This is a genomic window from Ruegeria sp. O6, from assembly GCF_056535045.1.
Genome location: NZ_JBQERM010000007.1, coordinates 17,808 through 42,723 on the forward strand (window position 1 = coordinate 17,808; position 24,916 = coordinate 42,723).

The 24,916-nt window shown below is 56.5% G+C and carries 21 protein-coding genes; 17 read left to right on the plus strand and 4 right to left on the minus strand.

The genetic code is table 11. From position 1 onward, the window contains the following. Positions 1-25: 25 nt before the first annotated feature. Positions 26-580 carry an ActR/PrrA/RegA family redox response regulator transcription factor gene (locus ACR0DY_RS10880; RefSeq protein WP_050604676.1) on the minus strand — a complete coding sequence of 185 codons (555 nt, stop codon included), beginning with the start codon at positions 578-580 and terminating at the stop codon, positions 26-28. Positions 581-661: 81 nt separating this feature from the next. Then, positions 662-1,288 (minus strand): SCO family protein, encoded by a 627-nt coding sequence (locus tag ACR0DY_RS10885; protein WP_480546092.1) that lies wholly within the window; start codon positions 1,286-1,288, stop codon positions 662-664. Between the two features lie 90 nt (positions 1,289-1,378). On the opposite strand from ACR0DY_RS10885, the gene regB reads away from it, so the two are divergent. From regB to ACR0DY_RS10935, 10 genes are all read left to right on the plus strand, one after another. After that, entirely contained in the window at positions 1,379-2,776 is a 1,398-nt protein-coding gene (gene regB, locus ACR0DY_RS10890) for a sensor histidine kinase RegB (protein ID WP_480546091.1), read from the plus strand. A 65-nt stretch (positions 2,777-2,841) separates the two neighbouring features. Beyond that, positions 2,842-4,347: a PAS-domain containing protein gene (locus ACR0DY_RS10895; protein WP_480898251.1), complete on the plus strand. Its 1,506-nt coding sequence runs from the start codon at positions 2,842-2,844 to the stop codon at positions 4,345-4,347. Between the two features lie 42 nt (positions 4,348-4,389). Then, a complete protein-coding gene (gene tsaE, locus ACR0DY_RS10900; protein ID WP_480898254.1) occupies positions 4,390-4,863 on the plus strand; it encodes a tRNA (adenosine(37)-N6)-threonylcarbamoyltransferase complex ATPase subunit type 1 TsaE in 474 nt (157 codons plus the stop codon). Then, positions 4,860-5,864 (plus strand): aminoglycoside phosphotransferase family protein, encoded by a 1,005-nt coding sequence (locus ACR0DY_RS10905; RefSeq protein WP_480898256.1) that lies wholly within the window; start codon positions 4,860-4,862, stop codon positions 5,862-5,864. The genes tsaE and ACR0DY_RS10905 overlap by 4 nt, the downstream gene beginning before the upstream one ends. Continuing rightward, the gene (locus ACR0DY_RS10910) at positions 5,861-6,547 is read left to right on the plus strand and encodes a nucleotidyltransferase family protein (protein ID WP_480898257.1); all 687 of its coding nucleotides are present in this window, start codon (positions 5,861-5,863) and stop codon (positions 6,545-6,547) included. The genes ACR0DY_RS10905 and ACR0DY_RS10910 overlap by 4 nt, the downstream gene beginning before the upstream one ends. Further along, positions 6,540-9,464: a double-strand break repair protein AddB gene (gene addB / locus ACR0DY_RS10915; protein ID WP_480898259.1), complete on the plus strand. Its 2,925-nt coding sequence runs from the start codon at positions 6,540-6,542 to the stop codon at positions 9,462-9,464. Before ACR0DY_RS10910 ends, addB begins: the two co-directional genes overlap by 8 nt. After that, positions 9,461-12,820: a double-strand break repair helicase AddA gene (addA, locus tag ACR0DY_RS10920; protein WP_480546086.1), complete on the plus strand. Its 3,360-nt coding sequence runs from the start codon at positions 9,461-9,463 to the stop codon at positions 12,818-12,820. The genes addB and addA overlap by 4 nt, the downstream gene beginning before the upstream one ends. Before the next feature lie 60 nt (positions 12,821-12,880). After that, a complete protein-coding gene (trxA, locus tag ACR0DY_RS10925) occupies positions 12,881-13,201 on the plus strand; it encodes a thioredoxin (RefSeq protein ID WP_209505247.1) in 321 nt (106 codons plus the stop codon). A gap of 73 nt (positions 13,202-13,274) precedes the next feature. After that, positions 13,275-13,625 carry a Lin0512 family protein gene (locus ACR0DY_RS10930; protein WP_209598521.1) on the plus strand — a complete coding sequence of 117 codons (351 nt, stop codon included), beginning with the start codon at positions 13,275-13,277 and terminating at the stop codon, positions 13,623-13,625. Further along, positions 13,622-13,984, plus strand: a complete 363-nt coding sequence (locus tag ACR0DY_RS10935; protein ID WP_480482586.1) for a Lin0512 family protein — start codon at positions 13,622-13,624, stop codon at positions 13,982-13,984. The genes ACR0DY_RS10930 and ACR0DY_RS10935 overlap by 4 nt, the downstream gene beginning before the upstream one ends. Before the next feature lie 62 nt (positions 13,985-14,046). On the opposite strand, the gene ACR0DY_RS10940 is transcribed toward ACR0DY_RS10935, so the two are convergent. Next, the gene (locus ACR0DY_RS10940; RefSeq protein ID WP_209505251.1) at positions 14,047-14,241 is read right to left on the minus strand and encodes a DUF1127 domain-containing protein; all 195 of its coding nucleotides are present in this window, start codon (positions 14,239-14,241) and stop codon (positions 14,047-14,049) included. Between the two features lie 197 nt (positions 14,242-14,438). Between ACR0DY_RS10940 and hslV the strand changes: the two genes are divergently transcribed. Beyond that, positions 14,439-14,996, plus strand: coding sequence for an ATP-dependent protease subunit HslV (hslV, locus tag ACR0DY_RS10945; RefSeq protein WP_480474424.1), 558 nt, complete (start codon positions 14,439-14,441; stop codon positions 14,994-14,996). Here the strand turns inward: hslV and ACR0DY_RS10950 are convergent. After that, positions 14,988-16,229 (minus strand): MFS transporter, encoded by a 1,242-nt coding sequence (locus ACR0DY_RS10950; RefSeq protein ID WP_480546085.1) that lies wholly within the window; start codon positions 16,227-16,229, stop codon positions 14,988-14,990. The two genes, hslV and ACR0DY_RS10950, sit on opposite strands and share 9 nt — an antisense overlap. Positions 16,230-16,420: 191 nt before the next feature. Between ACR0DY_RS10950 and hslU the strand changes: the two genes are divergently transcribed. The 6 genes from hslU (at position 16,421) to ACR0DY_RS10980 (ending at position 24,744) form a co-directional block, all read left to right on the plus strand. Further along, on the plus strand, positions 16,421-17,728 hold the full coding sequence (hslU, locus tag ACR0DY_RS10955; protein ID WP_480546084.1) for an ATP-dependent protease ATPase subunit HslU: 1,308 nt from the start codon (positions 16,421-16,423) through the stop codon (positions 17,726-17,728). Positions 17,729-17,990: 262 nt separating this feature from the next. Continuing rightward, positions 17,991-19,409, plus strand: a complete 1,419-nt coding sequence (locus tag ACR0DY_RS10960) for a mannose-1-phosphate guanylyltransferase/mannose-6-phosphate isomerase (protein WP_480773023.1) — start codon at positions 17,991-17,993, stop codon at positions 19,407-19,409. Between the two features lie 53 nt (positions 19,410-19,462). Beyond that, a complete protein-coding gene (locus tag ACR0DY_RS10965; RefSeq protein ID WP_480482574.1) occupies positions 19,463-20,743 on the plus strand; it encodes a glycosyltransferase family 4 protein in 1,281 nt (426 codons plus the stop codon). 342 nt (positions 20,744-21,085) lie between these two features. Next, positions 21,086-22,573: a glycosyltransferase family 4 protein gene (locus tag ACR0DY_RS10970; protein WP_480482572.1), complete on the plus strand. Its 1,488-nt coding sequence runs from the start codon at positions 21,086-21,088 to the stop codon at positions 22,571-22,573. A 240-nt stretch (positions 22,574-22,813) separates the two neighbouring features. Next, entirely contained in the window at positions 22,814-23,851 is a 1,038-nt protein-coding gene (gmd, locus tag ACR0DY_RS10975; RefSeq protein ID WP_480482570.1) for a GDP-mannose 4,6-dehydratase, read from the plus strand. Continuing rightward, complete coding sequence (locus tag ACR0DY_RS10980; RefSeq protein ID WP_480482568.1) at positions 23,851-24,744, plus strand: NAD-dependent epimerase/dehydratase family protein; 894 nt, start codon at positions 23,851-23,853, stop codon at positions 24,742-24,744. The genes gmd and ACR0DY_RS10980 overlap by 1 nt, the downstream gene beginning before the upstream one ends. The last annotated feature ends 172 nt before the right edge of the window (positions 24,745-24,916 follow it).

Below are 24,916 nucleotides of genomic sequence, written 5' to 3' on the forward strand. Positions count from 1 at the left end.
TTTTTGCGGTGATTAGGTTATAGTCTCAACGCGGGCTGCGTTTCGCTAGTATCCGCTGCAAGGTCCGGCGGTGCATGTTCAGCCGCCGTGCGGTCTCACTGACATTCCGGTCGCACAGCTCATAAACCCGCTGGATGTGCTCCCAACGCACGCGGTCCGCGCTCATCGGGTTTTCCGGCGGCGGGGGCAATTCGTCACCCTTGGCCAGCAGCGCATTGGTGATGTCGGTGGCGTCGGCGGGTTTCGACAGATAATCGGTTGCGCCGATTTTTACGGCAGCAACCGCAGTCGCAATCGCCCCGTACCCGGTCAGAACCACGACCCGGCTGTCAGGGCGCTTTTCGCGCAAAACCTCAACCACATCCAGACCGTTGCCATCCTCCAGTCGCAGGTCAACAACCGCGTAAGCCGGTGGGCGGGCGGTGGAAATTGCGCGGCCTGCGGCGACGGATCCTGCGGTTTCAACCTCGAACCCACGCTTTTCCATGGCCTTGGCCAAACGTCTCAGGAACGGCTCGTCATCATCCACCAAAAGCAAGGATTTGTCAGGGCCGATATCAAGCTGAGAACTGTCTGCCATATGTTAGGTCTTTCCGCTATTTCATGCCTTTGGCTTAAACATGAGTAATAGCAGCGCAGAAACAAAGGTCAAACAACCTTGTTAAGGCGCAGCCTGTTCCAGAAAGCACCCGACCTTGTCCGCCATCTGTTCGGCGGTGTCGTCGCGCTTGAAGAATTCAAGGAAACCATGTTCGGGCGTCACCAGATAGGTGAAGGTGGAATGGTCAACAAGGTAGAATTCGTCGCTTTTATCCTGTGCCTTGTAATAGGTCTTGTAAGCCTTGCTGGCCGCCCTGACCTGTTCGGGCGAACCGGTCAACGCAATCGTCTTGCCGCCAAGATTGAAGGCATAATCATCCACAACCTCGGGCGTGTCCCGTTCGGGATCGATCGAGATGAACAGCGCCGTTGCCGACTGCCCGCGCTGGTTCAGGATATCCACGGCCTCAACGTTGCGGGACATGTCAAACGGGCAGACATCGGGGCAGAATGTATAGCCGAAATAGACAAGTGTGGGTTCGGTGATCACGTCTTTGTCGGTCACCGTCTCACCTTTGCCATTCACCAGTTCAAACGGCCCGCCGATAGCAGCGGTCCCCCCGGCAATCTGCCCGGATCGGCACTGTGCAAACTGGTCGCCGGAACCGCCCCCACGCGTCAAAAGCCACATCGCACCAAGACCGATGGCCAGAACGAGAGTTGCAAGAATTGCGTATAGGCGGGTCATTTCGGTTTTCCGGTCGCAAGGAGTTGTTGATCGTTTCGGCCGGGACACCTAACAAGATGACCAGCCTTTGCAACAGGACATAAGCGACCAATGGCAGATTCCAATCAGACTTTTTGGCGCGGCCAGGAACGCAGCAGCTGGATCCGCCTGCGTACCCTGATCCTGTTGCGATGGGTTGCCATTTTTGGTCAGATCACCGCCATCACCGTGGCCCAGCAATACTATCACGTGCAGCTGGAACTGGGCCTGTGCTATCTGGCCATCGGGATCTCGGTCATGGGTAACCTGACTGCCATTCTGTTGTTTCCACAGAACAAGCGGATGTCCGAGTTCGAAAACTTCCTGATGGTTTTGTTCGACCTGCTGCAACTGTCGATCTTGCTGTATCTGACGGGCGGGCTGAATAACCCCTTTGCGCTTCTGCTTTTGGGGCCGGTCACGATTTCCGCCAATGTGATGAGCACACGGTCGACCTTGATTGTCGGGGCTGTTGCGATTGTTCTGACCACTTTGCTGGCGGAATTCCACCTGCCGCTGCGAACCAACGTCGGGGTGGTTTTGGACATTCCGGAAATCCTGCTGTTTGGCAACTGGGCTGCTATCATTATCGCCATCGTCTTTATCGGTGCTTATTCTCACCGCGTCAGTTCCGAGGTTCAGTCCATGTCCGAAGCGCTGGCTGCCACCCATATGGCACTGGCGCGCGAGCAAAAGCTGACCGATCTTGGCGGCGTGGTCGCCGCCGCCGCGCACGAGCTGGGCACCCCCCTGGCCACGATCAAACTGACGAGTGCGGAACTGATCGAAGAGCTGGACGACCGTCCCGACCTCAAGGAAGATGCCGCCTTGATCCGCGAACAAGCCGATCGGTGCCGCGACATTCTACGCGATATGGGTCGTGCCGGAAAAGATGACCTGCATTTGCGGCAGGCTCCGCTTTCGACGGTGGTGAACGAAGCCGCCGAGCCACATGTTGACCGGGGCAAGGTCGTTCATTTTTCGGAAGGCCCGGTGCAGGACGGAGACGTGCTGCAACCCTCGATCCTGCGAAAGCCCGAGATTATTCACGGGCTTCGCAACCTGATCCAGAATGCCGTGGACTTTGCCCGCGCGAATGTCTGGGTCGAAGCCGAATGGACAGACAGCAGGATCACCGTCAGCATCATGGATGACGGGCGAGGCTACCCGTCGCACATGATTGGACGCATCGGTGACCCCTTCATGCGCCGCAGACGGGCCGAAGCCGACCTGCGAACCCGGCCGGAATACGAAGGCATGGGACTGGGACTGTTCATCGCAAAAACGTTGCTGGAACGCAGCGGTGCCGAGCTGAAATTCGCAAATGGCACGGATCCGTATCAGCATCTGACTGATCACAAGGACCGGACAGGCGCGATCGTCAAAGTCTCGTGGCCGCGCAACCTGATTGACGCGCAAAAGGGTGACACGCCGGTTCCATCCGGTTCCAACAAACGCATTCAGGTGTGAGTTAAGGAGCCGTTAACCTATCCTGCCCATAGTCAGCCGGGGTTTGTTCTACCTTGGGGATATTCATGGCCGATTGGATCATTCTGGCCGCGATCAGCCTGGTATCGGGATGCTTTGCCGTGCAGTGGTTATTGCCACGCCAGACGCGACGCGACGATGTCTTTGGTTTGTTTTCGACAACATCCCTGTTCGATGCGGTATTCCTGTTTGATGGTGATCACCTGATCAGCCACTCCGATATCGCGCTTGCCGGGTTCGAACATGTTGGAAGCTGGCAGGACTTGCGCCGCCTGCTGCAAAGGGATTTCCCCACCTTCCCCGAAACACCCGAAAAGGTTCGCGATCAAAATGTACTGGTAATCTCGGCCATTGATTGCACAGTCGAACGCGAAATCGTGTGTGAATGGATCGACGGGATTGTCCGCGTGCGTCTGCACGAACCGGCCAGAATTTCTCCGACTGGGTCAAGCACGCTGAGTGAACCGAGCCGTCTGGCCATGGAACAGGCCCCCTATCCGGTATGGTTGCTGGATCACAACAGCCAGGTGCAATGGTGCAATGCGACTTATGTCACGCTTGTTCGCCGGGCGCGTGGTCAGGATGCCGATCTGACTGCCCCGCTGTTTCCGGGCACCTCTGATGCGCCGTCGCTTGGAAAATCAAGGGTTTCGGTAGATGTGACTGGGTCCAACAGCAAGTTGTGGTTCGATCTGACGCAGATCGAACAGGACGACGGGCGGTTATGTTACGCCACAGACATCAACGCCATTGTCGAAGCTGAAACTGCGCAACGCAAGTTCGTGCAGACCATGACCAAGACCTTTGCTCAACTTTCGATTGGCCTGGCCATTTTTGACCGCAACCGGCAACTGGCGCTGTTCAACCCAGCCCTGATCGATCTGACAACGCTGCCGCCGGATTTCCTCAGCTGCCGCCCGAATATCAGCAGTTTCTTCGATCGGCTTCGGGATCAGCACATGATGCCAGAACCCAAGAACTACCGCACCTGGCGGCGTCAGATGAACGACCTGCTCGAAGCGGCCGAGGGCGGAAACTATCACGAAACATGGTCGCTTCCCTCTGGCTCGGTTTATTCTGTAAGCGGCAGGCCACATCCCGACGGGGCCGTTGCGTTTCTGTTCGAAGATATTACTGCCGAAATCACGTTGACGCGCCGCTTCCGGTCCGAGATGGATCTGATGCAATCCATATTGGACAAGCTGGCCGATGCAATCGCTGTATTTGCCGATGATGGAACCCTGGCCCTTACCAACTACGCCTACGAAAAGCTTTGGGGCAGCGCACAGGAAATCGGCTTTCAGACCGACACCATCACCGATGTCACGCGGCATTGGCAGGACCATTGTGTCGCTACGCCGATCCTTGGAGAGATCCGGGATTTTGTCGAAATGCGGGATAATCGGGCGGAATGGACGGCTGAAATCCGGATGCGGTCAGGTATCACTTTGGACTGCACGGTTTCACCGGTTCATAATGGTGCGACGATCGTGCGGTTTGCACCCGTGGATATTCTGACAAAAACAGCTCCGATGAAACAGATCAGCGCCTGAACCGGGGTTGCAGCCGATTAGGCAGAACGTCATTGTGACGCCATGACGACGACCCCCCAAACCCTGACGTTTATTTCGCCCGATGAAACCGCAGATTTCGCGGCCCGTATCGGGTCTTCGCTTGATGCCGGGGATGTCCTGTTGCTTAGCGGTGCAATCGGCAGCGGCAAAACGCATTTCGCACGCAGCCTCATTCAATCACTCATGCCTGAACCGGAAGACGTGCCATCACCCACATTCACTTTGGTTCAGACCTATGACACCCCGGCGGGTGAGATCTGGCACTGCGATCTTTATCGGCTGAACGCGTTGGAGGATGTGGATGAACTGGGTTTGGTCGATGCCTTGGACACAGCAATCTGCCTTGTGGAATGGCCGGAAAAGCTGGGCGCACTAGCCCCTGCCGCTTCGTTAAAGCTGGCCTTCGAAACAGACCCTGACACAGAAGAAACCCGCCATGTGTCCTTGTCATGGACCGATCCGAAATGGGTAGAAAAGCTGGAGAGTGCAGGATGACAAACAGGACAATCCTGGCAGAGGCCCTTATTGCGCAAACTCCTTGGGCCGGTGCAACGCGTGCACCACTGGCCGGCGACGCATCGAACCGCAGGTACGAACGCGTGACCGATCCGTTCAGTGGGCGAACGGCTGTCCTGATGGATGCACCACCTGACAAGGGCGAAAGCGTCGAATCGTTTGTGCGTGTTGCCGAGTATCTGCGTTCAATTGGCCTGAGTGCGCCCGAGATTTACGCAGAAGACGCTGAATATGGATTTCTGCTGCTGGAAGATCTGGGTGATGATCTGTTTGCACGCGTCCTGAAAAAAGACCCGTCCAAAGAACGCCTTTTGTACGAGGCCGCAACAGACGTGTTGCTTCACTTGCATCAGGCCCCAGTATTGTCGCTACCGTCCTACGACCCGGCCCTGATGACGGACCTGGCGGCGCTGGCGCTTACGAAATATGCCGCGGGCATTCAGGGCAATTTTGATCAGGACGTTCTGGACCGGTTCGAACTTCGGTTTGCTGATATTTTGCACCGTGAAACCTCTGGGGACAAAGTTGTCATTCAAAGGGACTATCACGCAGAAAACCTTCTTTGGCTGCCCGAGCGCGACGGCATAAGGCGCGTCGGATTGCTGGATTTCCAATTGGCCATGCTGGGGCACCCCGCCTATGATCTGGTGTCCTTGCTTCAGGACATTCGCCGCGATGTTTCGGTCGGGACAGAAATGCAGATGATCAACCGCTATATTGCAGGATCAGGTATGGACGATCACGAGTTTCGGACCGCGTACAGCGTATTGGGTGCGCAGCGAAATCTTCGCATCCTGGGCGGTTTTTCGCGGCTGGCAACCGATTACGGCAAGCCGCAATATCTGGACATGATCCCGGCGGTCTGGTCGCACCTCATGCGGGATCTGGAACACCCTGCCCTTGTTTCGGTGGCCTCGCTGTTGCACGACGCTCTGCCCCGACCAACACCTCAGAATTTGGCCAGGCTGTGGCCGCAATGACCGGATCGCCCTTTGCCGTAATGTTGTTTGCCGCCGGGTTTGGCACCCGTATGGGCGCGTTGACCAAGGACCGACCCAAACCGCTGATCGAAGTGTCCGGGTGCCCCCTGATCAACCATGCGCTGGACCTTGTCGACAACCTTGGCCCTGTTCGCACAGTGGCAAACGTGCATTACCACGCCGATCAGCTCGACGCGCATCTCGGGCCTAAAGGCATTCTGATATCGCGGGAGGAGCCGGAGATTCTGGAAACCGGCGGCGGGTTGCGCGCAGCCCTGCCATTGCTGGGCACCGACCCTGTGTTCACCCTGAATACCGATGCAATCTGGTCCGGCCCAAATCCATTGAAACTGCTGCAAAACGCATGGGACCCGTCCCGCATGGATGCGCTTTTGATGTGTGTTCCGACTGCGCAGGCCATTGGTCACGACGGGCCGGGTGATTTTACCGCTGATCCGTTGGGGCGGATCACGCGTGGACCCGGATTGGTTTACGGGGGTGCACAGATTCTCAAGACACAAGGGTTGCACGCCTTCTCGCAGCCAGCGTTTTCGTTGAATCTGCTTTGGAACCAGATGCACGGCCAGGGGCGTTTGTTCGGCATCGAGTATCCCGGGCGCTGGTGTGATGTGGGTCACCCTGATGGGATCGCTCTGGCCGAGGATTTGCTGGCCGATGTTTGACCCCGAACCCCTTCCCCGCGTCTTCGCTGTTCCACCCGGTACGGATTTCCCCAAGGCGTTGGTCGACGGTCTGAAGCGGCGTTGTTCAGGTCCGCCCGAGGCTTTGGCGCGGGTGGAACTGGTGTTGAACACGCGACGCATGGAGCGGCGCGTACGTGATCTGTTCAATCAGGGGCCGCCTTGCCTGCTGCCCCGCATCTCTCTGGTTACCGATCTGGGGGACAGTGCTGATCTGGCGCATATTCCACCTGCCATTCCGCCCCTTCGGCGGCGTCTGGAGTTGACACAGCTGGTCGCCAAATTGTTGGAACAACAACCGGATCTGGCCGCGCGGTCGTCGGTTTTTGACCTGTCCGACAGTCTGGCGGCGCTGATTGACGAAATGCAGGGTGAAGGTGTGTCGCCGGACACAATCCGGGGGCTGGATGTCAGCGACATGTCCGGCCATTGGGCGCGGGCTCAGACCTTTATTGGTATCGCAGATCATTTCATTGACACGGGCTCGCAGGTGATGGACGCGCAGGCCCGCCAACGCCGCGTGGTCGAAAACCTGATCGCCCGCTGGCAAACCGATCCCCCCCTGCATCCGGTTATTCTGGCCGGGTCGACCGGTTCGCGCGGCACCACGCTGATGCTGATGGACGCCGTCGCGCGCTTGCCGCAAGGGGCGCTGGTACTGCCCGGATACGATTTCGACCAGCCGGATCACGTTTGGGAAGGGTTGGATGATGCGTTGACTTCGGAAGATCATCCGCAATACCGGTTTCGCAAGTTGATGCGCGGGCTGGGCCTGTCACCCGGCCAGATCACCCCCTGGACAGACCTGAACGCCCCCTCGCCTGCCCGTAACCGTCTGGTTTCCCTGGCTTTGCGCCCGGCCCCGATCACCGATGCCTGGATGAGCGAAGGCCCGAAACTGGCTGATCTACTCGGCGCAACCAAAGACCTGACACTGGTCGAGGCGCAATCACCGCGGGACGAGGCTTTGGCCATTGCCCTGCGCCTGCGAAAGGCTGCTGAAACCGGTCAGACCGCCGCCCTGATCACGCCCGATCGCATGTTGACCCGTCAGGTCAGCGCCGCGCTGGATCGGTGGAACATTCTGGCGGATGACAGCGCCGGTTTGCCGCTGCAACTCTCTCCTCCGGGCCGGTTTCTGCGACATGTGGCTGGTCTGTTCACGCGCCGTCTGGAGGGCGAGGCGCTGCTTACCTTGCTAAAACACCCTTTGTGCCATGACGGCAGTGAACGCGGTAACCATTTGCTGCACACGCGTGATCTGGAACTGGACCTGCGCCGCAATGGCCCGCCATTTCCGGATGGCACCAGCCTCACCGCATTTGCAGTACGCAAAGAAGCCCCCGAGGCCTGGGTTCAATGGGTTGTTCACCACTTCTGCGATCAACAGATCGGTGGCGAGTTGGCGCTTTCCGACTGGGTAGATCAGGTCACAACACTGGCCGAGGCGATCTCGGCTGGCAGTGCAGGTGAAACCGGCACGTTGTGGGACAAGAACGCGGGTCAAAAGGCACTGGCAGTGCTGAATTCCCTCAGGGATGAGGCGCAACATGGCGGGCCGATGACAGCCCATGATTTTGCCGATCTTCTGGGCGCGTTGCTTGCAGGGGAAGAGGTCCGCGACCGCGACGCGCCACATCCGCATATCATGATCTGGGGCACACTCGAAGCGCGGGTACAAGGTGCGGACCTGTTGATCCTTGGCGGATTGAACGAAGGCAGTTGGCCAGAAGCTCCGGCTCCTGACCCCTGGCTGAACCGGCAGATGCGTGACAAAGCGGGGTTGTTGCTGCCCGAACGGCGGATTGGCCTGTCGGCGCATGATTTTCAACAGGCCATCGGCGCGCCCGAGGTCTGGCTAACCCGCGCAACCCGCTCGGACGATGCGGAAACGGTGCCGTCCCGTTGGGTGAACCGGCTGACAAACCTGTTGCAAGGCCTGCCTGAGCAGGGTGGCCCCCAAGCGCTGGCCGAAATGCGCGCCCGTGGCCAAAACTGGCTGAATTGGTCCGACGCTCTGGAAGACGCGCCGCGCATTGACCCCGCGCAACGCCCATCCCCGCGCCCGCCAGTTGCCGCGCGTCCACGTCACCTGTCAGTAACGGAAATCAAGCGGCTAATTCGCGATCCTTATGCCATCTATGCCAAGCATGTGCTGCGTTTGAAACCTCTCGACCCGCTTGTCCAGGCACCCGACGCGTTGCTGCGGGGGATCGTAATCCACGAAATCCTCGAACATTTCGTCAAGGATAGCGTGCTCGACAACGCCTTGCTGACGCGTGAGAATTTCCTGAAGCGCGCGCACGCATTGCTGGAGCAGCATGTCGCCTGGCCCACGGCGCGGCACCTGTGGCTTGCGCGACTGGAACGGATCGCAGACGACTTTATCAGCGCCGAACTTTCGCGCCGGGGTGATGGCGGGCCAGTGGCCTTTGAAGCGGCGATGAAGCTGGTGCTGAACCCGCTGGACTTCACCATAACAGGGCGCGCCGACCGGATCGATCACAACAGCCGGGGGGCCTTGCGGATCATCGACTATAAAACCGGCGCGCCTCCGACAGAAAGCCAGCAGTCCAAATTCGACAAGCAATTGCTGATCGAGGCCGCAATGGCCGAGCAGGGCGGTATCGAAGGGCTTGACCCGATGGCGGTGGCAGAGGCGATCTTCATCGGGATGGGTGGTGCCTATAAAGAGGTGCCCGCGCCGCTGCTGAAAGAACCCGCCGACAAGGTTCTAGCCGAGCTGAAAGAGCTGATTTCGGCTTATTTAGAATCTGATCAGGGGTATTCGTCCCGCCGAATGCTACACAAGGATACGGATATCGGTGACTATGATCATCTGGCCAGGTTCGGCGAGTGGGACCGGACAGCCGAAACGCGCCCCGAGGATTTGACATGAGCGCGCGCAACGAAGCAACCGAACGGCAGGTGCAGGCCGCGCGACCAGATGCCTCGACCTGGCTGGCCGCCAATGCGGGGTCTGGAAAGACACGGGTTCTGACCGATCGGGTGGCGCGCCTGCTGCTGGGTGGCGTCCAACCGCAGCACATTCTTTGCCTGACCTATACCAAAGCCGCTGCCAGCGAGATGCAGAACCGGTTGTTTGACCGTCTTGGCAAATGGGCCATGCTGGAAGATGCCAGGCTGCAAAAGGACCTGGCCGAATTGGGCGTGACTGGCACCATCGATTCAGATCGATTGGCCCAAGCGCGCACCCTGTTTGCCCGCGCCATTGAGACGCCGGGTGGCTTGAAGATTCAGACAATTCACTCTTTCTGCGCCTCGTTGCTGCGTCGTTTCCCGCTCGAGGCAGGGGTCAGCCCGCAGTTTTCGGAAATGGAAGACCGTGCGGCAGCTTTGCTAAGGGAAGAAATTGTTGAAGATTTTGCAGAAGGCCCGCAGGCCGGGCTGATCGAAGACGTGGCCCGGTTTGTCACCGATACAGGCTTTGACAAGCTGACTGCGGCGATCACCCAGAAACGCAACCTGTTCGCGCAGCAACTGGATTGGTCTGATCTTCTGCAACGCTTCGAACTGCCCTCGCATTTCGACGATAATGCGTTGTTCCAAAGCGTTTTTCAGGGTGGTGAGGTCCAGCTGATCCAATCAATGCTGCCCGTATTGCTCGAAAGTGGCGGCAATAATGCCAAGGCTGCGGCAAGGCTGGCAGGGTTCACCGGCGCACGATTGGCTCACTTGCCCATGCTGGAAGACGTGCTGCTGACCGGAAAAGGCGCAAAAGAACCGTTTACCGCCAAGATCAACGGCTTTCCCACCAAGCCCCTTCGCGAAGGTGCGCTGACTGACCGGATGCCTCAACTCGAAGCTCTCATGCTGCGAGTCGAGGCTGCGCGTGAACGCCGACTGGCGCTGGTTGCCGCCCAGAAAACCGCCGTTTTGCACCGCTTTGCCGCTGCATTTCTACCGGAATATGAACGCCGCAAGCAGTTGCGGGGGTGGCTGGATTTCGACGACCTGATCCTGCGCGCACGTCAGGTTCTGAATGACCCGGCGGTGGCCGAATGGGTGCTGTACCGTCTAGACGGGGGTATCGACCACATTCTTGTCGACGAAGCGCAAGACACCAGCCCCGATCAATGGGATGTGGTCGAAAAACTGGCTCAGGAATTCACCAGTGGGGAAGGGGCCCGATCAGGGGTCGAGCGCACGATTTTCGTGGTCGGCGATAAAAAGCAATCGATCTATTCCTTTCAGGGCGCCGACCCGCAAGCTTTTGACCGGATGCAGGAAGAGTTTGACCGAAAACTCGCTGAATCAGGCTCTAAACTGTGGGATTCGACGCTGGAATATTCATTCCGATCCTCCAGCGCGATCTTGTCTCTGGTCGACACGCTTTTTGAGAACCGCGCCGATGCGGGATTTCAGAAGGAAAGCCAGCACCGCGCCTTCAAATCCGATTTGCCCGGTCGGGTTGATCTTTGGCCCGTCGTCGAGAAAGTCGAAGACGCGGAAGAGGGGGATTGGACCGATCCGGTGGACCGGCCCGGATCGCGGCATCATACCGTTATTCTGGCCAAACGGGTGGCTGAGACGATCAAAGAAATGATCGATGGCGGCGAAACGATCCCTGAAGACGGGGACACGCAGGGCCAGTTTGTTCGACGCAAAGTGCAACCGGGTGATTTTCTGATCCTTGTGCAACGCCGGTCCGACTTGTTTGCCGAAATCATTCGCGCCTGCAAGGTTGCCGGGCTTCCCATCGCCGGGGCGGACAGGCTGAAAGTGGGTGCCGAACTTGCGGTCAAGGATCTGGCTGCGCTGCTTAGCTTTCTGGCCACGCCCGAAGACAGCCTGTCGCTGGCGACAGTTCTGAAATCCCCACTGTTCGGATGGTCCGAGCAGCAGCTTTTCGATCTGGCCCATCGGCGGGAGGAGCAATTCCTGTGGGCTGCTTTGCGCAGACGCGCCGACGATTTCCCCAAAACCCTGGCCGTGCTGAACGATCTGCGCAGTCAGATCGACTTTCTGCGCCCCTATGACCTGATCGAACGCATTCTGACCCGACATGACGGGCGGCGAAACCTGTTGGGCCGACTGGGACCCGAGGCAGAAGACGGTATCAATGCCCTGCTGTCGCAGGCGTTGGCCTACGAGCGGACGGATATCCCCAGCCTGACGGGATTTCTGGTCTGGATGCAGACCGACGATCTGGAAATCAAACGACAGATGAGCGGGGTCGGCAATATGATCCGGGTGATGACGGTGCACGGCTCGAAAGGTCTGGAGGCTCCGATCGTCATTCTGCCGGATACCGGCAAACGTCAGCCGCCACGCGACGCCGAAATCATGGTGGCAGACGGGACACCGCTGTGGAAGGTTTCGGCAGACCAATCGCCAAACCTGATCACTCACGCCCGGTCAGAGGCGCGCACCCGCGAGGAAAACGAGCGGCTTCGCTTGCTATATGTGGCTCTAACACGGGCCGAAAAGTGGCTGATCGTGTCGGCGGCGGGTGATCTGGGTAAAGATGGCAACAGCTGGTACCAGATGGTAGAGGCGGCGATGGAAAAGGCCGGGGCAACGCAACTGCCTGGTTCAGATACACGTCGGCTGTCCCATGGCGACTGGGATGGGTTGCCATTGGTCGAGCAGTCAGTTGCATCGGCCAAACATGCAGAACTGCCCGACATGTTCCTGCACCCCGCACCGGAACCAGTTGTACCGGCAGCCTCTATCAGCCCTTCGGATCTGGGTGGGGCCAAGGCGTTGCCGGGTGACGCTGGTATGGATGAAGACGCTGCTAAACTGCGCGGAACCCGCGTGCACCTGCTGCTTGAGCATCTGCCCAAAGTCACGCAGAACCACTGGCCAGAGCTTTGTGCCCGCCTGCTGCCCGACATGAGGCAAGAGGATCAGGGCGCATTGCTGACCGAAGTCACAGGCGTACTGACATCCGAAAGCCTGCGACACATTTTCACGCCGGACACATTGGCCGAAATACCTGTTACTGCCGACCTGAACGGGCAGCGAATGTATGGGATTGTCGACCGCCTGATCGTGACAGACACCGATGTCCATGTGATTGATTTCAAATCAAATGCCACCGTTCCGAACCGGGTCAAAGATTGCCCCGAAGGGTTACTTCGCCAAATGGGCGCGTATGCGCAGGCCCTGTCGCAGATCTATCCAAACCATAAGATACGCACCGCAATCCTCTGGACAAGAACGGCAAATCTTATGTGGCTGCCACACGATCTTGTGACAGATGCCCTGGCCTGCACCCAGATATCTTGACCTTGCCTACTGCCGCCCCTACCTTCACAACCCAAGCGCATTTCATTCAGGAGACATAATATGTCGACCGTAGCCGTCACCGACGAAACCTTTGACGCCGAAGTCAAGAACTCGGACGTTCCAGTTGTAGTGGATTTCTGGGCCGAATGGTGCGGACCCTGTAAGCAGATCGGTCCGGCACTGGAAGAGCTGGCCGCCGAATATGGCGGCAAGGTCAAGATCGCCAAGGTGGACGTGGACAACAACCCGAACTCTGCCGCCGCCATGGGCGTGCGCGGCATTCCGGCGCTGTTCATCTTCAAGGACGGTCAGGTTGTATCGAACCGCGCAGGCGCTGCCCCCAAAGCCGCGCTGCAAAGCTGGATCGACGAATCCATCTAATCTGGCGATAACGAATTGTTCGAAAGGCGCCTCTGATCGGGGCGCCTTTTTTGTTGAATCGGCGGGGAAACCAATGGCGAAAACGCGCGTTCTTGTAGAATTCGGGATGGGCACATCCCTGCGCCGAATGGACTATACCGAAGCGTCGCTGCGGGCGATCAGGGACGCACTGTGGCACAACTCGGTCAATATGGCCGAACTGTTTGGTTTCCCGAAAGAGGCGATGATCATCGATGCCGAAATCGGCGTGCAGCAGCCGGATCAAGTGGATACCGACGCCCTCAAAGCCGTTTTCCCTTATGGCCAGCCCAACATTACCGTCACAAAGGGTGGGCTGGACATCGAAAAACCGCATGGCGACGGCCACACGGTCATCGCCAATGCTGCACTGATCGTTTCTTTCGACATGGAACCGACGCAATGAGTGAAAAGCGGATCATCCTGGAAATGGGCACTGGCAATGACCTTTATGGTCAGGATTATACCAAAGCAGCCCGCCGCGCGGTTCAGGACGCGCTGCATCATTCATCCATCACGCTGTTTTCAAAACTGGGGATCGATCACAACGAAATGCGCGTGCGCGTGACAATCGGCGTTCAGAATCCGGAACAGGTGAATTGCGAGTTGGTTGCTGTCGACTTGCCACGGGGCCGGGCCGAGGTTCGCGCGGTTAAAGGTGGTATGGATATCGCCGATGAAGAAGCTGGCACTCTGCACGTCATTGCAACTGCTGCGGTCGAGGCCTTTTTGCCCGATCTTGCCGGGAAATACGCCCAGGGCTGAGCAACGAAAAAGCCGCTCGGAAATCCGGGCGGCTGGTTCGGTTTGACGATCTGTCGGTTGGATCAGATTTTAGCGATATCCGCGCGGCTCAGACCGATATCGTCCAGCTGCGTGTCGCTGAGTTCCGACAGAAGGTTCCGTGTTTTACGGGCTTCATTCCATGCGACAACATTGTCGAATGCATTGATGAAAACGTCCGCCACGTGCAGGATGGTAGCTGCTCCGAGCGGCGCATGAATATTAGCTGTAGTTGCCATGTGCGCAGTCCTTATTGAAGAAACAGCCGACCCGTTGTCGGTTGTGAGCCTCATCTAGTACCGCTTGGCCGGACTCACAATTGCTGGTCCGGTAACCCCGAATTGCATTTTTTGCATATCTTTTGGGCAGTTTGGCAATGGGTTGCGCCAACAACCGGTCCGGCCCATATATACCGCCAGCAAAAGCGGAGACGATCATGGCAGATAACGACTTTCCCGGTTGGCACGGCACAACGATCATTGGCGTCAAGAAGGACGGTCATGTCGTCATTGCCGGCGACGGTCAGGTGAGTCTGGGTCAAACCGTGATCAAGGGCACTGCGCGCAAGGTGCGCCGCCTGTCTCCCGGAGGGTTCGAGGTCGTGGCAGGTTTTGCCGGATCGACAGCGGATGCCTTCACATTGCTGGAACGGCTCGAAGCCAAGCTTGAGGCTACGCCCGGTCAACTGGCCCGCGCCTCGGTTGAACTCGCCAAGGACTGGCGCACCGACAAGTATCTGCAAAAGCTTGAGGCGATGCTGATCGTGACAGACGGCAGAGATCTTCTTGTCATCACCGGGGCAGGGGACGTTCTGGAACCCGAACACAATGTGGCTGCCATCGGGTCGGGAGGCAATTTCGCTCTGGCCGCCGCGCGTGCCATGATGGACAGCGACAAATCCGCAGAAGACATCGCCCGGCAATCCATGGCCATCGCAGCAGATATCTGCGTCTACACCAATGGCAACCTGACGGTTGAGACGATCTCAGGCTAAAAGCGCCTTGATCTCTTTGCCTTTCCATCGACGGTGCATGCCGACCAGCCCCAGGACCGCCGCTACGATCACGATGTAATAGGGCACGCGGATATCGATGCTCATCAACCCGCCACCGATCAATGACATGATCCCCCCCGCAAGACAGAACACGGCGGTGGCCACGCCCATGGCCCAGCCCTGATCCGCCTCGCTCACGCTTGAGGAGAACAGGCCCAACAGCGTTGGATAGGCGATGCCGAACAGGAAATAGAAGAAAAACACGGGGACATAGCTGAATACACCGCTTGGGCTGAAGGCAAAGGCAAACCCGCAAATGACCATCACCACAAGCGACGTGTAAATGATCGCGTGTTTGCTGAACCTTTCCTGGGCAGGCTTCACCAGGAACGTACTGGAAAAGGCCAACGCCACACCGATGACAACCATCGCCACGCTGCCCCCGATGACCCCATACCCGAATGCGCTGGTCAGGAAATTGTCGACAAACACGTAGAATGTGACATTGGCGATCATGAAAAACGAATAGACCGGCAAGATTTTCAGAACCAAAGGGTGTTCGCCAACTGCGATCAGACTGTCGGTAATATCGCGGGGACGAAACACAAAGGGCTCGCGCTTGGTTCGGGTGTCCTTGAAAAACAGAAGCACCAGAAGAATCGCGGTCAACACCAACACGAACGCGCCATAGAACGGGGTTTTCAGCGTGGCAAAGCCGCCAAACAGCGCCGAATCCGACAAAACCGCGCCGATGATCGGCCCGCCGACAAGGCCAAAGCTGACACCTGTCACGATGTAGCCCATGTTTCGGTCCCGGTCAGACGCGTCAGTGCTGCCATCGATCATCGCTGCCTGCGCGATGGGCTGATTGCCCGCAGTGAACCCGGTAATCGAACGGCCGACGATCAGCAGAAGCAGGTTATTGAGATAAAGCGCCACAATGGTCAGCGCATATCCGGCCAACGCCCCCCCAAGGCAGACCAGCAACGCATTCTTTCGCCCGATCGAGTCAGACACTTTCGAGACATAAACAACACCCAGAAACCACGACAGGAAAAAACATCCGATCACCAGACCGTAGTAAAAATGCCTGCGGCCGACAGGCGTACTTTCAGGCAGGAAACCCGAGTTCGTTTCCATGATCAGCGAATTGATGATGGGAAAGACCAGGCCTTGCCCGATCAGATCCACAAACACCACAAACAACAGGGTAATCTTGGCAATCTTCGTCATTCTGTATGCTCCTGACGCTCGTAACCCTGACGCAACCGTAACAGAGGGTTCGTGTTTTCCCCAAGCAAAGGATTTGCAAACCGCATGAGGCATTGTTAACCAACGCGGCCAAGACCTGCGGTTTGCTTGTTTTCGTCAAAGCCATGATTACCTAGACCGCATCACGCAAATACGACCGAGAGGATTGCCCTTTGACCGACCTGACCCCGCGCGAGATTGTCTCGGAACTGGATCGTTTCATCATCGGGCAAAAGGATGCCAAGCGCGCTGTGGCCGTTGCCCTACGCAACCGCTGGCGTCGCAAGCAGTTGCCGGACGATATTCGCGAAGAGGTGTATCCAAAGAACATCCTTATGATCGGCCCGACCGGTGTCGGCAAGACCGAGATCAGCCGCCGTCTGGCCAAGCTGGCGCGCGCACCCTTTATCAAAGTCGAAGCCACGAAGTTCACAGAGGTTGGCTATGTCGGTCGCGACGTGGAACAAATCATTCGCGATCTGGCCGATGCCGCCATTCTACAAACACGGGAATTCATGCGCGAAGACGTCAAGGCCAAAGCCTATCAAGCCGCCGAAGACCGCGTGATTGACGCCATCGCTGGTACGGATGCCCGTGAAGGCACACGAGAGATGTTCCGCAAAAAGCTCAAGGCGGGTGAACTGGATGAGACGGTCATCGAACTGGACGTCGCGGACAGTTCAAACCCGATGCCGATGTTCGACATTCCGGGACAGCCTGGCAGTCAGATGGGGATGATGAATCTGGGCGATATCTTTGGCAAGGCGTTTGCCGGGCGTACTGTCAGGAAACGTCTTACTGTCGCCGAAAGCTATGACGTGCTGATCGGAGAAGAGGCAGACAAGCTGCTGGACGATGAGACGGTCACCCGCACCGCATTGGAATCGGTGGAACAGAATGGCATCGTTTTTCTGGACGAGATTGACAAGGTCTGCGCCCGCACAGAAGCACGTGGTGGTGATGTAAGTCGCGAAGGTGTGCAGCGCGACCTGCTGCCCCTGATCGAAGGCACAACCGTCTCGACAAAACACGGTCCGGTGAAAACCGACCACATCCTGTTCATCGCATCCGGTGCGTTCCATATCGCCAAACCGTCAGACCTTTTGCCCGAGCTGCAAGGCCGTCTGCCCATCCGGGTAGAGCTGCGCGCGCTGACCGAGGAAGACTTCGTGCGCATCCTGACTGAAACCGATAACGCACTGACCCGGCAGTATACAGCCCTCATGGCCACCGAAGAGGTCACGGTTGGGTTTACCGAAGATGGTATTGCCGCCTTGGCACGGATCGCAGCCGACGTGAACCAGAGCATTGAAAACATTGGTGCGCGGCGACTTTACACAGTCATGGAACGGGTCTTTGAAGAGCTGTCATTCGCTGCACCAGACAGGGCCGGAACAGAAATAACTGTCGACGCACAATTCGTGGACGACAATCTGGGTGAATTGACCAAATCAGCAGATTTGAGCCGTTACGTTTTGTAGCAGCTCGGATCCGATACTGCCGCTTTTCCCTTTTGCCAACTGGAAGCATGGCGGTTTGTCTGAGGCACGCCACGTTGGAGGCACGTGGCGATCGAACCTCAACTGGGAAATTGAGGCGGAAATGCCTGGACAATGCGGCCTCAGGGGGCAGGCGTTTAGCGTTTTTTCGCCAAAACGTACCCAGTGGTAGTGGAACAACCTTGAAATTGCGCCCTTAAGTTGACACTAGGCACTTGCATTTATTGGCAAAGGTTATCTGATCGTGTCCATCACTCCTGTTCTTCTTTGCGGTGGTTCTGGCACCCGTCTTTGGCCGCTGTCCCGGAAATCCTATCCCAAGCAGTTTACAGCGATCACCGGGGACGAGACCCTGTTTCAATCCTCGGCCCGGCGCGTGTCAGGGTCGGACTATGATGCACCGGTAGTGGTGACCGGATCTGATTTCCGGTTTATCGTGACTGAACAATTGCAGGCGGCTGGCATTGATCCAGGCACGATTCTGATTGAACCTGAGGGGCGCAACACCGCGCCGGCGGTTCTGGCGGCAGCCCTCCATGTGGCAAAGTCCGACCCCGAAGCCCTATTGCTGGTTCAGCCCTCCGACCATGTTGTACCTGATGCTGACGCCTTTCGTGCAGCCGTGGCTGCAGGTGTGCCAGCAGCCCAAGCCGGGCAGTTGGTAACCTTTGGGATAACACCGGATCGGCCCGAGACCGGCTATGGCTATCTTAAACTGGCTGGAGCACCGGAGGGCACCGCTCCTGTCAAACTCGACAGCTTTGTCGAGAAACCAGATGTTGAAACCGCCTCTGCGATGCTGGCCGACGGCAAGCATCTGTGGAATGGTGGCATTTTCCTTTTCAGGGCCTGTGACGTCATCGCCGCTTTTGAAACCCACGCCCCGACACTGATGGCTCCGGTCCGGGCCGCTTGCGAAGCTGCCAAAACGGATTTGGGTTTTCTACGGCTGGACCCAGAGGCCTGGAAGCAGGCCGAAGATATCTCGATCGACTATGCGGTGATGGAAAAGGCCGACAACCTGAGCGTTGTTCCATTTTCTGCTGGCTGGTCTGACCTGGGTGACTGGGGTTCGGTTTGGCGTGAGGCGGGACCGGATGACAACGGAGTTGTGGCCACAGGTAATGCGACCTCAATAGACTGTAATGACACGCTTTTGCGTTCTGAGGCGGGTAATTTGGAAGTGGTCGGCATCGGCCTGAAGGACATAATCGCTGTGGCTACATCCGACGCGGTTTTGGTGGCGGACAAATCCCGTGCGCAAGACGTGAAGAAGGCTGTCGAGGCGCTCAAAGTCAAGGGCGCAAGCCAGGCCACCATTTTTCCCAAGGATTTCCGCCCGTGGGGTTGGTTTGAAAGCCTGGTGGTTGGCGGACGTTTTCAGGTCAAGCGTATTCATGTACACCCCGGCGCAGCACTATCGCTACAAAGCCATCACCACCGGTCCGAACACTGGATTGTTGTTGAGGGAACCGCGAAGGTGACCGTCGATGACGACGTCAAGCTGGTCACTGAAAACCAGTCCGTATACATTCCGCTTGGCGCTGTGCATCGCATGGAAAACCCAGGCAAGGTTCCAATGGTGCTGATCGAAGTGCAGACCGGAAGCTATCTGGGCGAAGATGACATCATCCGCTATGAGGACGTCTATTCCAGGGTCTAGGACACGGTTGGATAACCGCTTTAGACTGACCGGGTGGCCGAAGGAAAACGGAAATGGAAAACGATCTCAATGCAGCCAAGAAGCGGCAGGTTGTCTATGACCTGACCGAGGTGCTTTTAGCCTCGACCGGTAAGCTGCGTTATTACGGGATCGCCAGGGTCGTTGCCGAGATTGGCGCTGAGCTCAGAAAACAGGACGCGTCCGTCAGATTCGCCGTTTTCTCGCAGGGTCATAATGAACTTCTAGAAGTATTCCCAACCATACGAGCAGATGGTGGCGTTGACCTGAACGTTCCAATCGGTATCCGGCAATTGCGCGTGCGCAGTCACCACTACACCAAGTCAATTATGAGGGATCTGGTGCTGGCGGCCGTCAGACCGCTGGTCGGGCGCAGAAACCGCAAAGCCTGGGAGGCGATAGCCCCAGACATGACGCCCATCGACATGTCTGGAAAGACGTTGGTGAGTTGTGGGCGGCCCAAGTTGATCGTTGAAATCCTGTGCACTCTGGATCGTAAAGGGGTGTCTTGCGATATCATTCCATTGCTGCATGACATGATCCCCATGCACGATTTTGAACACCAGCTGGCAAGTTTCCCGCGCAACTTCATAGGGGATAACCAACTGCTGGTTTCCCGCGCCAAGGCGCTGTTAACAAACTCCGAATTTACGCGACAGGAAGTTCTGGACTTCTCCGAAAAAGGTGTTCTGCCGGAAGCGCCAGAGGTCTACGCAGTCCCCTTGGTTCATGAATGCCCCGAGGGAACCGAGCAATCCGAGCAAGATATTCCGGATAATCCATATATCATGACAGTTGGATCGATGCTGGGCCGCAAGAACCTGGATGTCGTATTCGAAGCATTGCGCATTCTGAAGCGTGACGGGAAAGACGTACCCACTTTGGTTCTGGCAGGGGCGTTGCGTCACAAAACAAGCACCTATCTGCAATCAGACGAATGCACAACGATCCGTGAGCACGTGGTCTTCCGCGAGAACCCCAATCAGACAGACCTTGTAAACCTGTACAAGAATGCTTTGGCACTTGTCATGCCTAGCCGAATGGAGGGCTGGGGTTTACCCGCCGGTGAAGCCTTGTGGTTCGGTACACCAGCGCTTTGCTCTACTGCGGCGGTTCTGAAAGAAGTGTGCGGAGATCTTGGTGTCTATTTCGATCCAGATCGGCCTGATCAACTTGCAAACCATATCACAAGGCTGCTGACAGATCCGGAGTTCGCTCAGAACCTTCGCGCACGCATTGCTGCGCATAAACCGCAGCTTCGCGCTTGGTCGAACGTTGCAGCGGACGTGCGAGCGGTATTGCAAAGACTGGACTAACGGGACCGTTACCCATCCCGGCAATAGAGCCCATAAACTTTGAAAGGACTGTCATGCCTGGCAATTCCCCTCTAAAATGTCACGTGGTTTTGGTCCAATCGACCTCGGCGCTGCGCGCAGGTCTCCGCATTACTCGGCATTCTGTCAGGCAGACGCCACACTCGCCGTCAAGAGTCAGCCCTTCTGTTGTGTGAACCTCAATTTTCCAGAAAAGCGCGATTACTTGCTCATGAAGTCGAGTTAGTCGCAAAAGCCCTTAAAATCAGTACACTTCGGTATTACTGCGAAACAATCCAAGAAGATGAGACCACTTCATCTGGCAGACTGCATGGAGAGTAAGCTATGAACGCCCCTACGTTTAACCAAGATGGCAAAAAAGTATTCTTCGATATCTCAGGACTAATCGACTATATCAAAAAAGTTGATCGCTACTCGGGCATTCAGCGTGTTGTTGTTGAGTTGATCTCAGAGTTTTCTAAACTAAGCGATCCAAAGCTTGTTTACCTTTGTTGGTGCGATGCAAACTCCGGTGTTCAGCGCTGTTTGCTTCTGGAGGAAATGGGTCGAGAAACCCTTACGTCGCCAGCTAAGCTGCGGCAGATTTTCTATCCTTGGAAATCCGCGCGCTCAAATCTTCCAATGTTGGACGGGTACCGGAACCGCCCTGCAAAGTATTTCTTCCACCGCACCAAATTGGATGTGATGAGCTTTCTCAGAAGAGAGTCCGTATTTCGAAAAAAGGACATGTCATCAGAGATGTGGCGCGCGGCCCGGCGGAAGAAAGCACCAGTCGAAACCTCGGGGTCTCGCCGAACCGAGCAACCTTTGTTCGATGTGGCAATAGAAGGTGACCATCTTGTGCTTCTGGACAGCAGTTGGCTGGCGCGCCACACTCAGGCGTTCAAAAAGGCGAAAGCGAGTGGGATGGAAGTACATTCGCTGGTGTACGATCTGATCCCTATCGTGGCACCACAGTTTACAGCTGGAAGCATGCCTTATGTATTTTATGACTGGCTTTTAGACAGTCGGGAGTACACAAGCCGCTACATGACAATCTCTGAGGCGACCCGGCAGGATCTTTTACGCTTTTTTCAAGCACACGATATCCAGAGAAATGCGACCGCTGTTCCCTTGGCGCAGGCGGGGTTGTCCAAGATTGGGCTCGAAGACGAGAATGCCCAGAAACAAGGGCCCGTGTCTTCGCGGATTTCGTTCGACGCTTTCCCCCATCTTGAAGACGCCAGCCAGCTAAGTGTCCACCTGCGGAAAATTATTGGTGAGCCTTATGCGCTTTGTGTTGGTACGGTCGAACCACGCAAGAATATCTGGCGCACCGCGATGGCGTGGAAGTACCTTGTTGATCAGGGCCATGTTGATCTGCCTAAGCTTGTGTTTGCCGGCCGCAAAGGCTGGCTTACAGACGAGTTCGATAACCTATTGGAGGGGACAGGCGATATATACGGCTATGTAAGCATGGTTGACGGACCAACAGATGAGGAGCTTGGCGTCCTTTACAAGAACTGCCAGTTCGTGCTGATGCCGAGTGTTTACGAGGGATGGGGCCTGCCCGTGGGCGAGGCGTTGGCCTACGGAAAAACGGCCGTAGTCGCCCAGAATAGCTCGCTCGTCGAAGTAGGAATGGATCTTGTTGAATATTGTGATGCAATGAGCGTCCAAAGCATCGGCGAGGCCGTCTTAAGGCTCAATAACGCTGCCCACCGTTCAGAACTGGAAGAAAAAATCAAAACCGCGCCACTGCGCAGTTGGTCAGATGTGGCTCGGGATATGGGGCGGGCAATGTACGCACCCAAAAAAACCGATGCATATTGACGTCTTTCACGACTTATCGCAGGCCCAATCTTTCATCAGAAAGTCCGCGCTCTTGGTTCTAAGCTTGGGTTCGCAGGTTTCAATTCCAATACAGAGCTTTGAATTGGCCAGTTTTGTAGCCCTTGCGCGTGAAATAATACTAAAGCGGTCTTGCACACACTACTAAGTTGACAAAAAAGCACTGCTCATGTCGGCCAGGATTTTCCGACAGGCAAAAGACAAAACAGAAAGGGATTAAGAGTGACAAAAACTGCTATCGTCACAGGTATCACAGGACAGGATGGTGCCTATCTCGCTCAGCTGTTGCTGAACAAGGGTTATAACGTCGTGGGGACCTTCCGTCGGGTTGTTTCCACGAATTTCTGGCGCATTGAAGAGCTTGGTATTCGTAACCATCCCAATCTGGATCTGTCGGAACTCGACCTGACTGACATGGGGACAATGATCCGGCTTATTCAGAAGGTGGAACCGGATGAGATCTATAACTTGGCGGCTCAAAGCTTTGTGGGCGTCTCGTTTGAACAACCGCACACAACCGCACAGATCACCGGCGTTGGCGCACTTTATTTGCTGGAAGCTATCAGAATAGTGAACCCCAAAATCCGGTTCTACCAGGCTTCCACTTCCGAAATGTTCGGCAAGGTTCAGGAAGTACCGCAGCGCGAGACGACTCCGTTCTGGCCGCGCAGCCCCTACGGTGTTGCCAAACTATACGCGCATTGGATGACCATCAATTATCGAGAAAGCTACGATATATTCGGCAGCTCAGGTATTCTGTTCAACCACGAAAGCCCTTTGCGAGGGTTGGAGTTCGTAACACGCAAAATCACTGACGCGGTTGCCAAAATCAAACTGGGTCAACTTGATTGCCTTGAGCTGGGCAATCTTGACGCAAAGCGCGATTGGGGGTTTGCCCGGGATTACGTGGATGGCATGTGGCGTATGCTGCAAGCTGATGAACCCGATACATTTGTACTGGCGACCGGTCGCACCGAGACAGTGCGGGATTTTGTCTCCATGGCTTTCAAGAGCGCGGGTATCGAGCTGCGTTTTGAAGGTGAAGGTGAGAAAGAAGTGGCGGTGGACGCCGAAGGCAGCCGTGTTCTTGTGAGGATTAGCCCCAAATTCTATCGCCCTGCTGAAGTGGATTTGCTGATTGGCGACGCGAGCAAGGCAAAACAAGAGCTTGGTTGGGAGGCGACAACATCTTTGGAGGAACTCTGCCAGATGATGGTTGAGGCGGATCTTGCACGTAACGAAAAGGGTGTGTCCTTTTGATGCCGGCACCCCGAGTTCTGATTACCGGACGCTATGGCTTTACCGGACACTATGCCGCAATAGAGCTTGCAGAAGCAGGGTGGGACGTTTGGGGCACCGGAACAAATCCGGCCCCCAAGCCTGATTCCCAATATCTGGAAGCAGATTTGACAGATTCATCGGGTCTAGAGCAGGTCATTACCCATGTCGCTCCGGACGCGGTGCTGCATTTGGCAGGGGTCGCATTTGTGGCACACGGAACCGCCGAGAGCTTTTATCAGGTCAATCTGATGGGGACGCGGTGCTTACTAGAAGCGCTTGCCAACACCGGACATGGCCGCAAAGCCGTCGTTCTGGCCAGTAGCGCGAATATCTATGGTAACGCCGCCGTGCCATCCATAGGGGAATCTACCCCCCCGGCACCTGTTAACGATTACGCGGTTTCAAAACTTGCAATGGAGCACATGGCCCGGCTGTATAACGACCGTCTTCCTGTCGTTATTGCCCGACCATTCAATTATACCGGTCTTGGCCAGGACCCCAAGTTTCTTGTTCCCAAGATCGTTTCTCATTTCCGGCGTAAGCAGCCACAGATAGAATTGGGAAACCTGGATGTCGCGCGGGACTTTTCCGATGTACGCGATGTTGCGCGAGTATACAGGTTGCTTCTGGAAAACGCGCCCGAAGGTGAAACCGTGAATATCTGCTCCGGTAAAGCAACCGCGCTGGCAGAGATTCTGGACATGTGCCGAACCATAACCGGCCATGAGATCGAGGTGGTGTCTAATCCTGCCTTTATGCGTGCACAAGAAATCAAGGTTCTGATGGGCGATCCCACACTTCTGGAAAACCTGATCCCGATCGGCATCCGTCACACTCTGGAAGAGACGCTGAAATGGATGCTGAAGGAGTGACCTGAAGCATCTCGATTGCCGCCGCCAGAGGTTCTTGGCAGAACAATCGGCCGTAGCATCCGGATACCATCGCCAACTGGATTGTATATGAACTGCAGGAAAAGGTGATTGGATCTCTGATTCACATCACCGTTTATGGCCGTCTACTTTCTTATCCAGAACGGCTTGGGGT

What these genes read in the sequence shown, in the direction of transcription:
- ACR0DY_RS10880 (WP_050604676.1), bottom strand. Translation starts at nt 580, where the DNA reads ATGGCAGACAGTTCTCAGCTTGATATCGGCCCTGACAAATCCTTGCTT.
- ACR0DY_RS10885 (WP_480546092.1), bottom strand. Translation starts at nt 1,288, where the DNA reads ATGACCCGCCTATACGCAATTCTTGCAACTCTCGTTCTGGCCATCGGT.
- regB (WP_480546091.1), top strand. Translation starts at nt 1,379, where the DNA reads ATGGCAGATTCCAATCAGACTTTTTGGCGCGGCCAGGAACGCAGCAGC.
- ACR0DY_RS10895 (WP_480898251.1), top strand. Translation starts at nt 2,842, where the DNA reads ATGGCCGATTGGATCATTCTGGCCGCGATCAGCCTGGTATCGGGATGC.
- tsaE (WP_480898254.1), top strand. Translation starts at nt 4,390, where the DNA reads ATGACGACGACCCCCCAAACCCTGACGTTTATTTCGCCCGATGAAACC.
- ACR0DY_RS10905 (WP_480898256.1), top strand. Translation starts at nt 4,860, where the DNA reads ATGACAAACAGGACAATCCTGGCAGAGGCCCTTATTGCGCAAACTCCT.
- ACR0DY_RS10910 (WP_480898257.1), top strand. Translation starts at nt 5,861, where the DNA reads ATGACCGGATCGCCCTTTGCCGTAATGTTGTTTGCCGCCGGGTTTGGC.
- addB (WP_480898259.1), top strand. Translation starts at nt 6,540, where the DNA reads ATGTTTGACCCCGAACCCCTTCCCCGCGTCTTCGCTGTTCCACCCGGT.
- addA (WP_480546086.1), top strand. Translation starts at nt 9,461, where the DNA reads ATGAGCGCGCGCAACGAAGCAACCGAACGGCAGGTGCAGGCCGCGCGA.
- trxA (WP_209505247.1), top strand. Translation starts at nt 12,881, where the DNA reads ATGTCGACCGTAGCCGTCACCGACGAAACCTTTGACGCCGAAGTCAAG.
- ACR0DY_RS10930 (WP_209598521.1), top strand. Translation starts at nt 13,275, where the DNA reads ATGGCGAAAACGCGCGTTCTTGTAGAATTCGGGATGGGCACATCCCTG.
- ACR0DY_RS10935 (WP_480482586.1), top strand. Translation starts at nt 13,622, where the DNA reads ATGAGTGAAAAGCGGATCATCCTGGAAATGGGCACTGGCAATGACCTT.
- ACR0DY_RS10940 (WP_209505251.1), bottom strand. Translation starts at nt 14,241, where the DNA reads ATGGCAACTACAGCTAATATTCATGCGCCGCTCGGAGCAGCTACCATC.
- hslV (WP_480474424.1), top strand. Translation starts at nt 14,439, where the DNA reads ATGGCAGATAACGACTTTCCCGGTTGGCACGGCACAACGATCATTGGC.
- ACR0DY_RS10950 (WP_480546085.1), bottom strand. Translation starts at nt 16,229, where the DNA reads ATGACGAAGATTGCCAAGATTACCCTGTTGTTTGTGGTGTTTGTGGAT.
- ACR0DY_RS10965 (WP_480482574.1), top strand. Translation starts at nt 19,463, where the DNA reads ATGGAAAACGATCTCAATGCAGCCAAGAAGCGGCAGGTTGTCTATGAC.
- ACR0DY_RS10970 (WP_480482572.1), top strand. Translation starts at nt 21,086, where the DNA reads ATGAACGCCCCTACGTTTAACCAAGATGGCAAAAAAGTATTCTTCGAT.
- ACR0DY_RS10980 (WP_480482568.1), top strand. Translation starts at nt 23,851, where the DNA reads ATGCCGGCACCCCGAGTTCTGATTACCGGACGCTATGGCTTTACCGGA.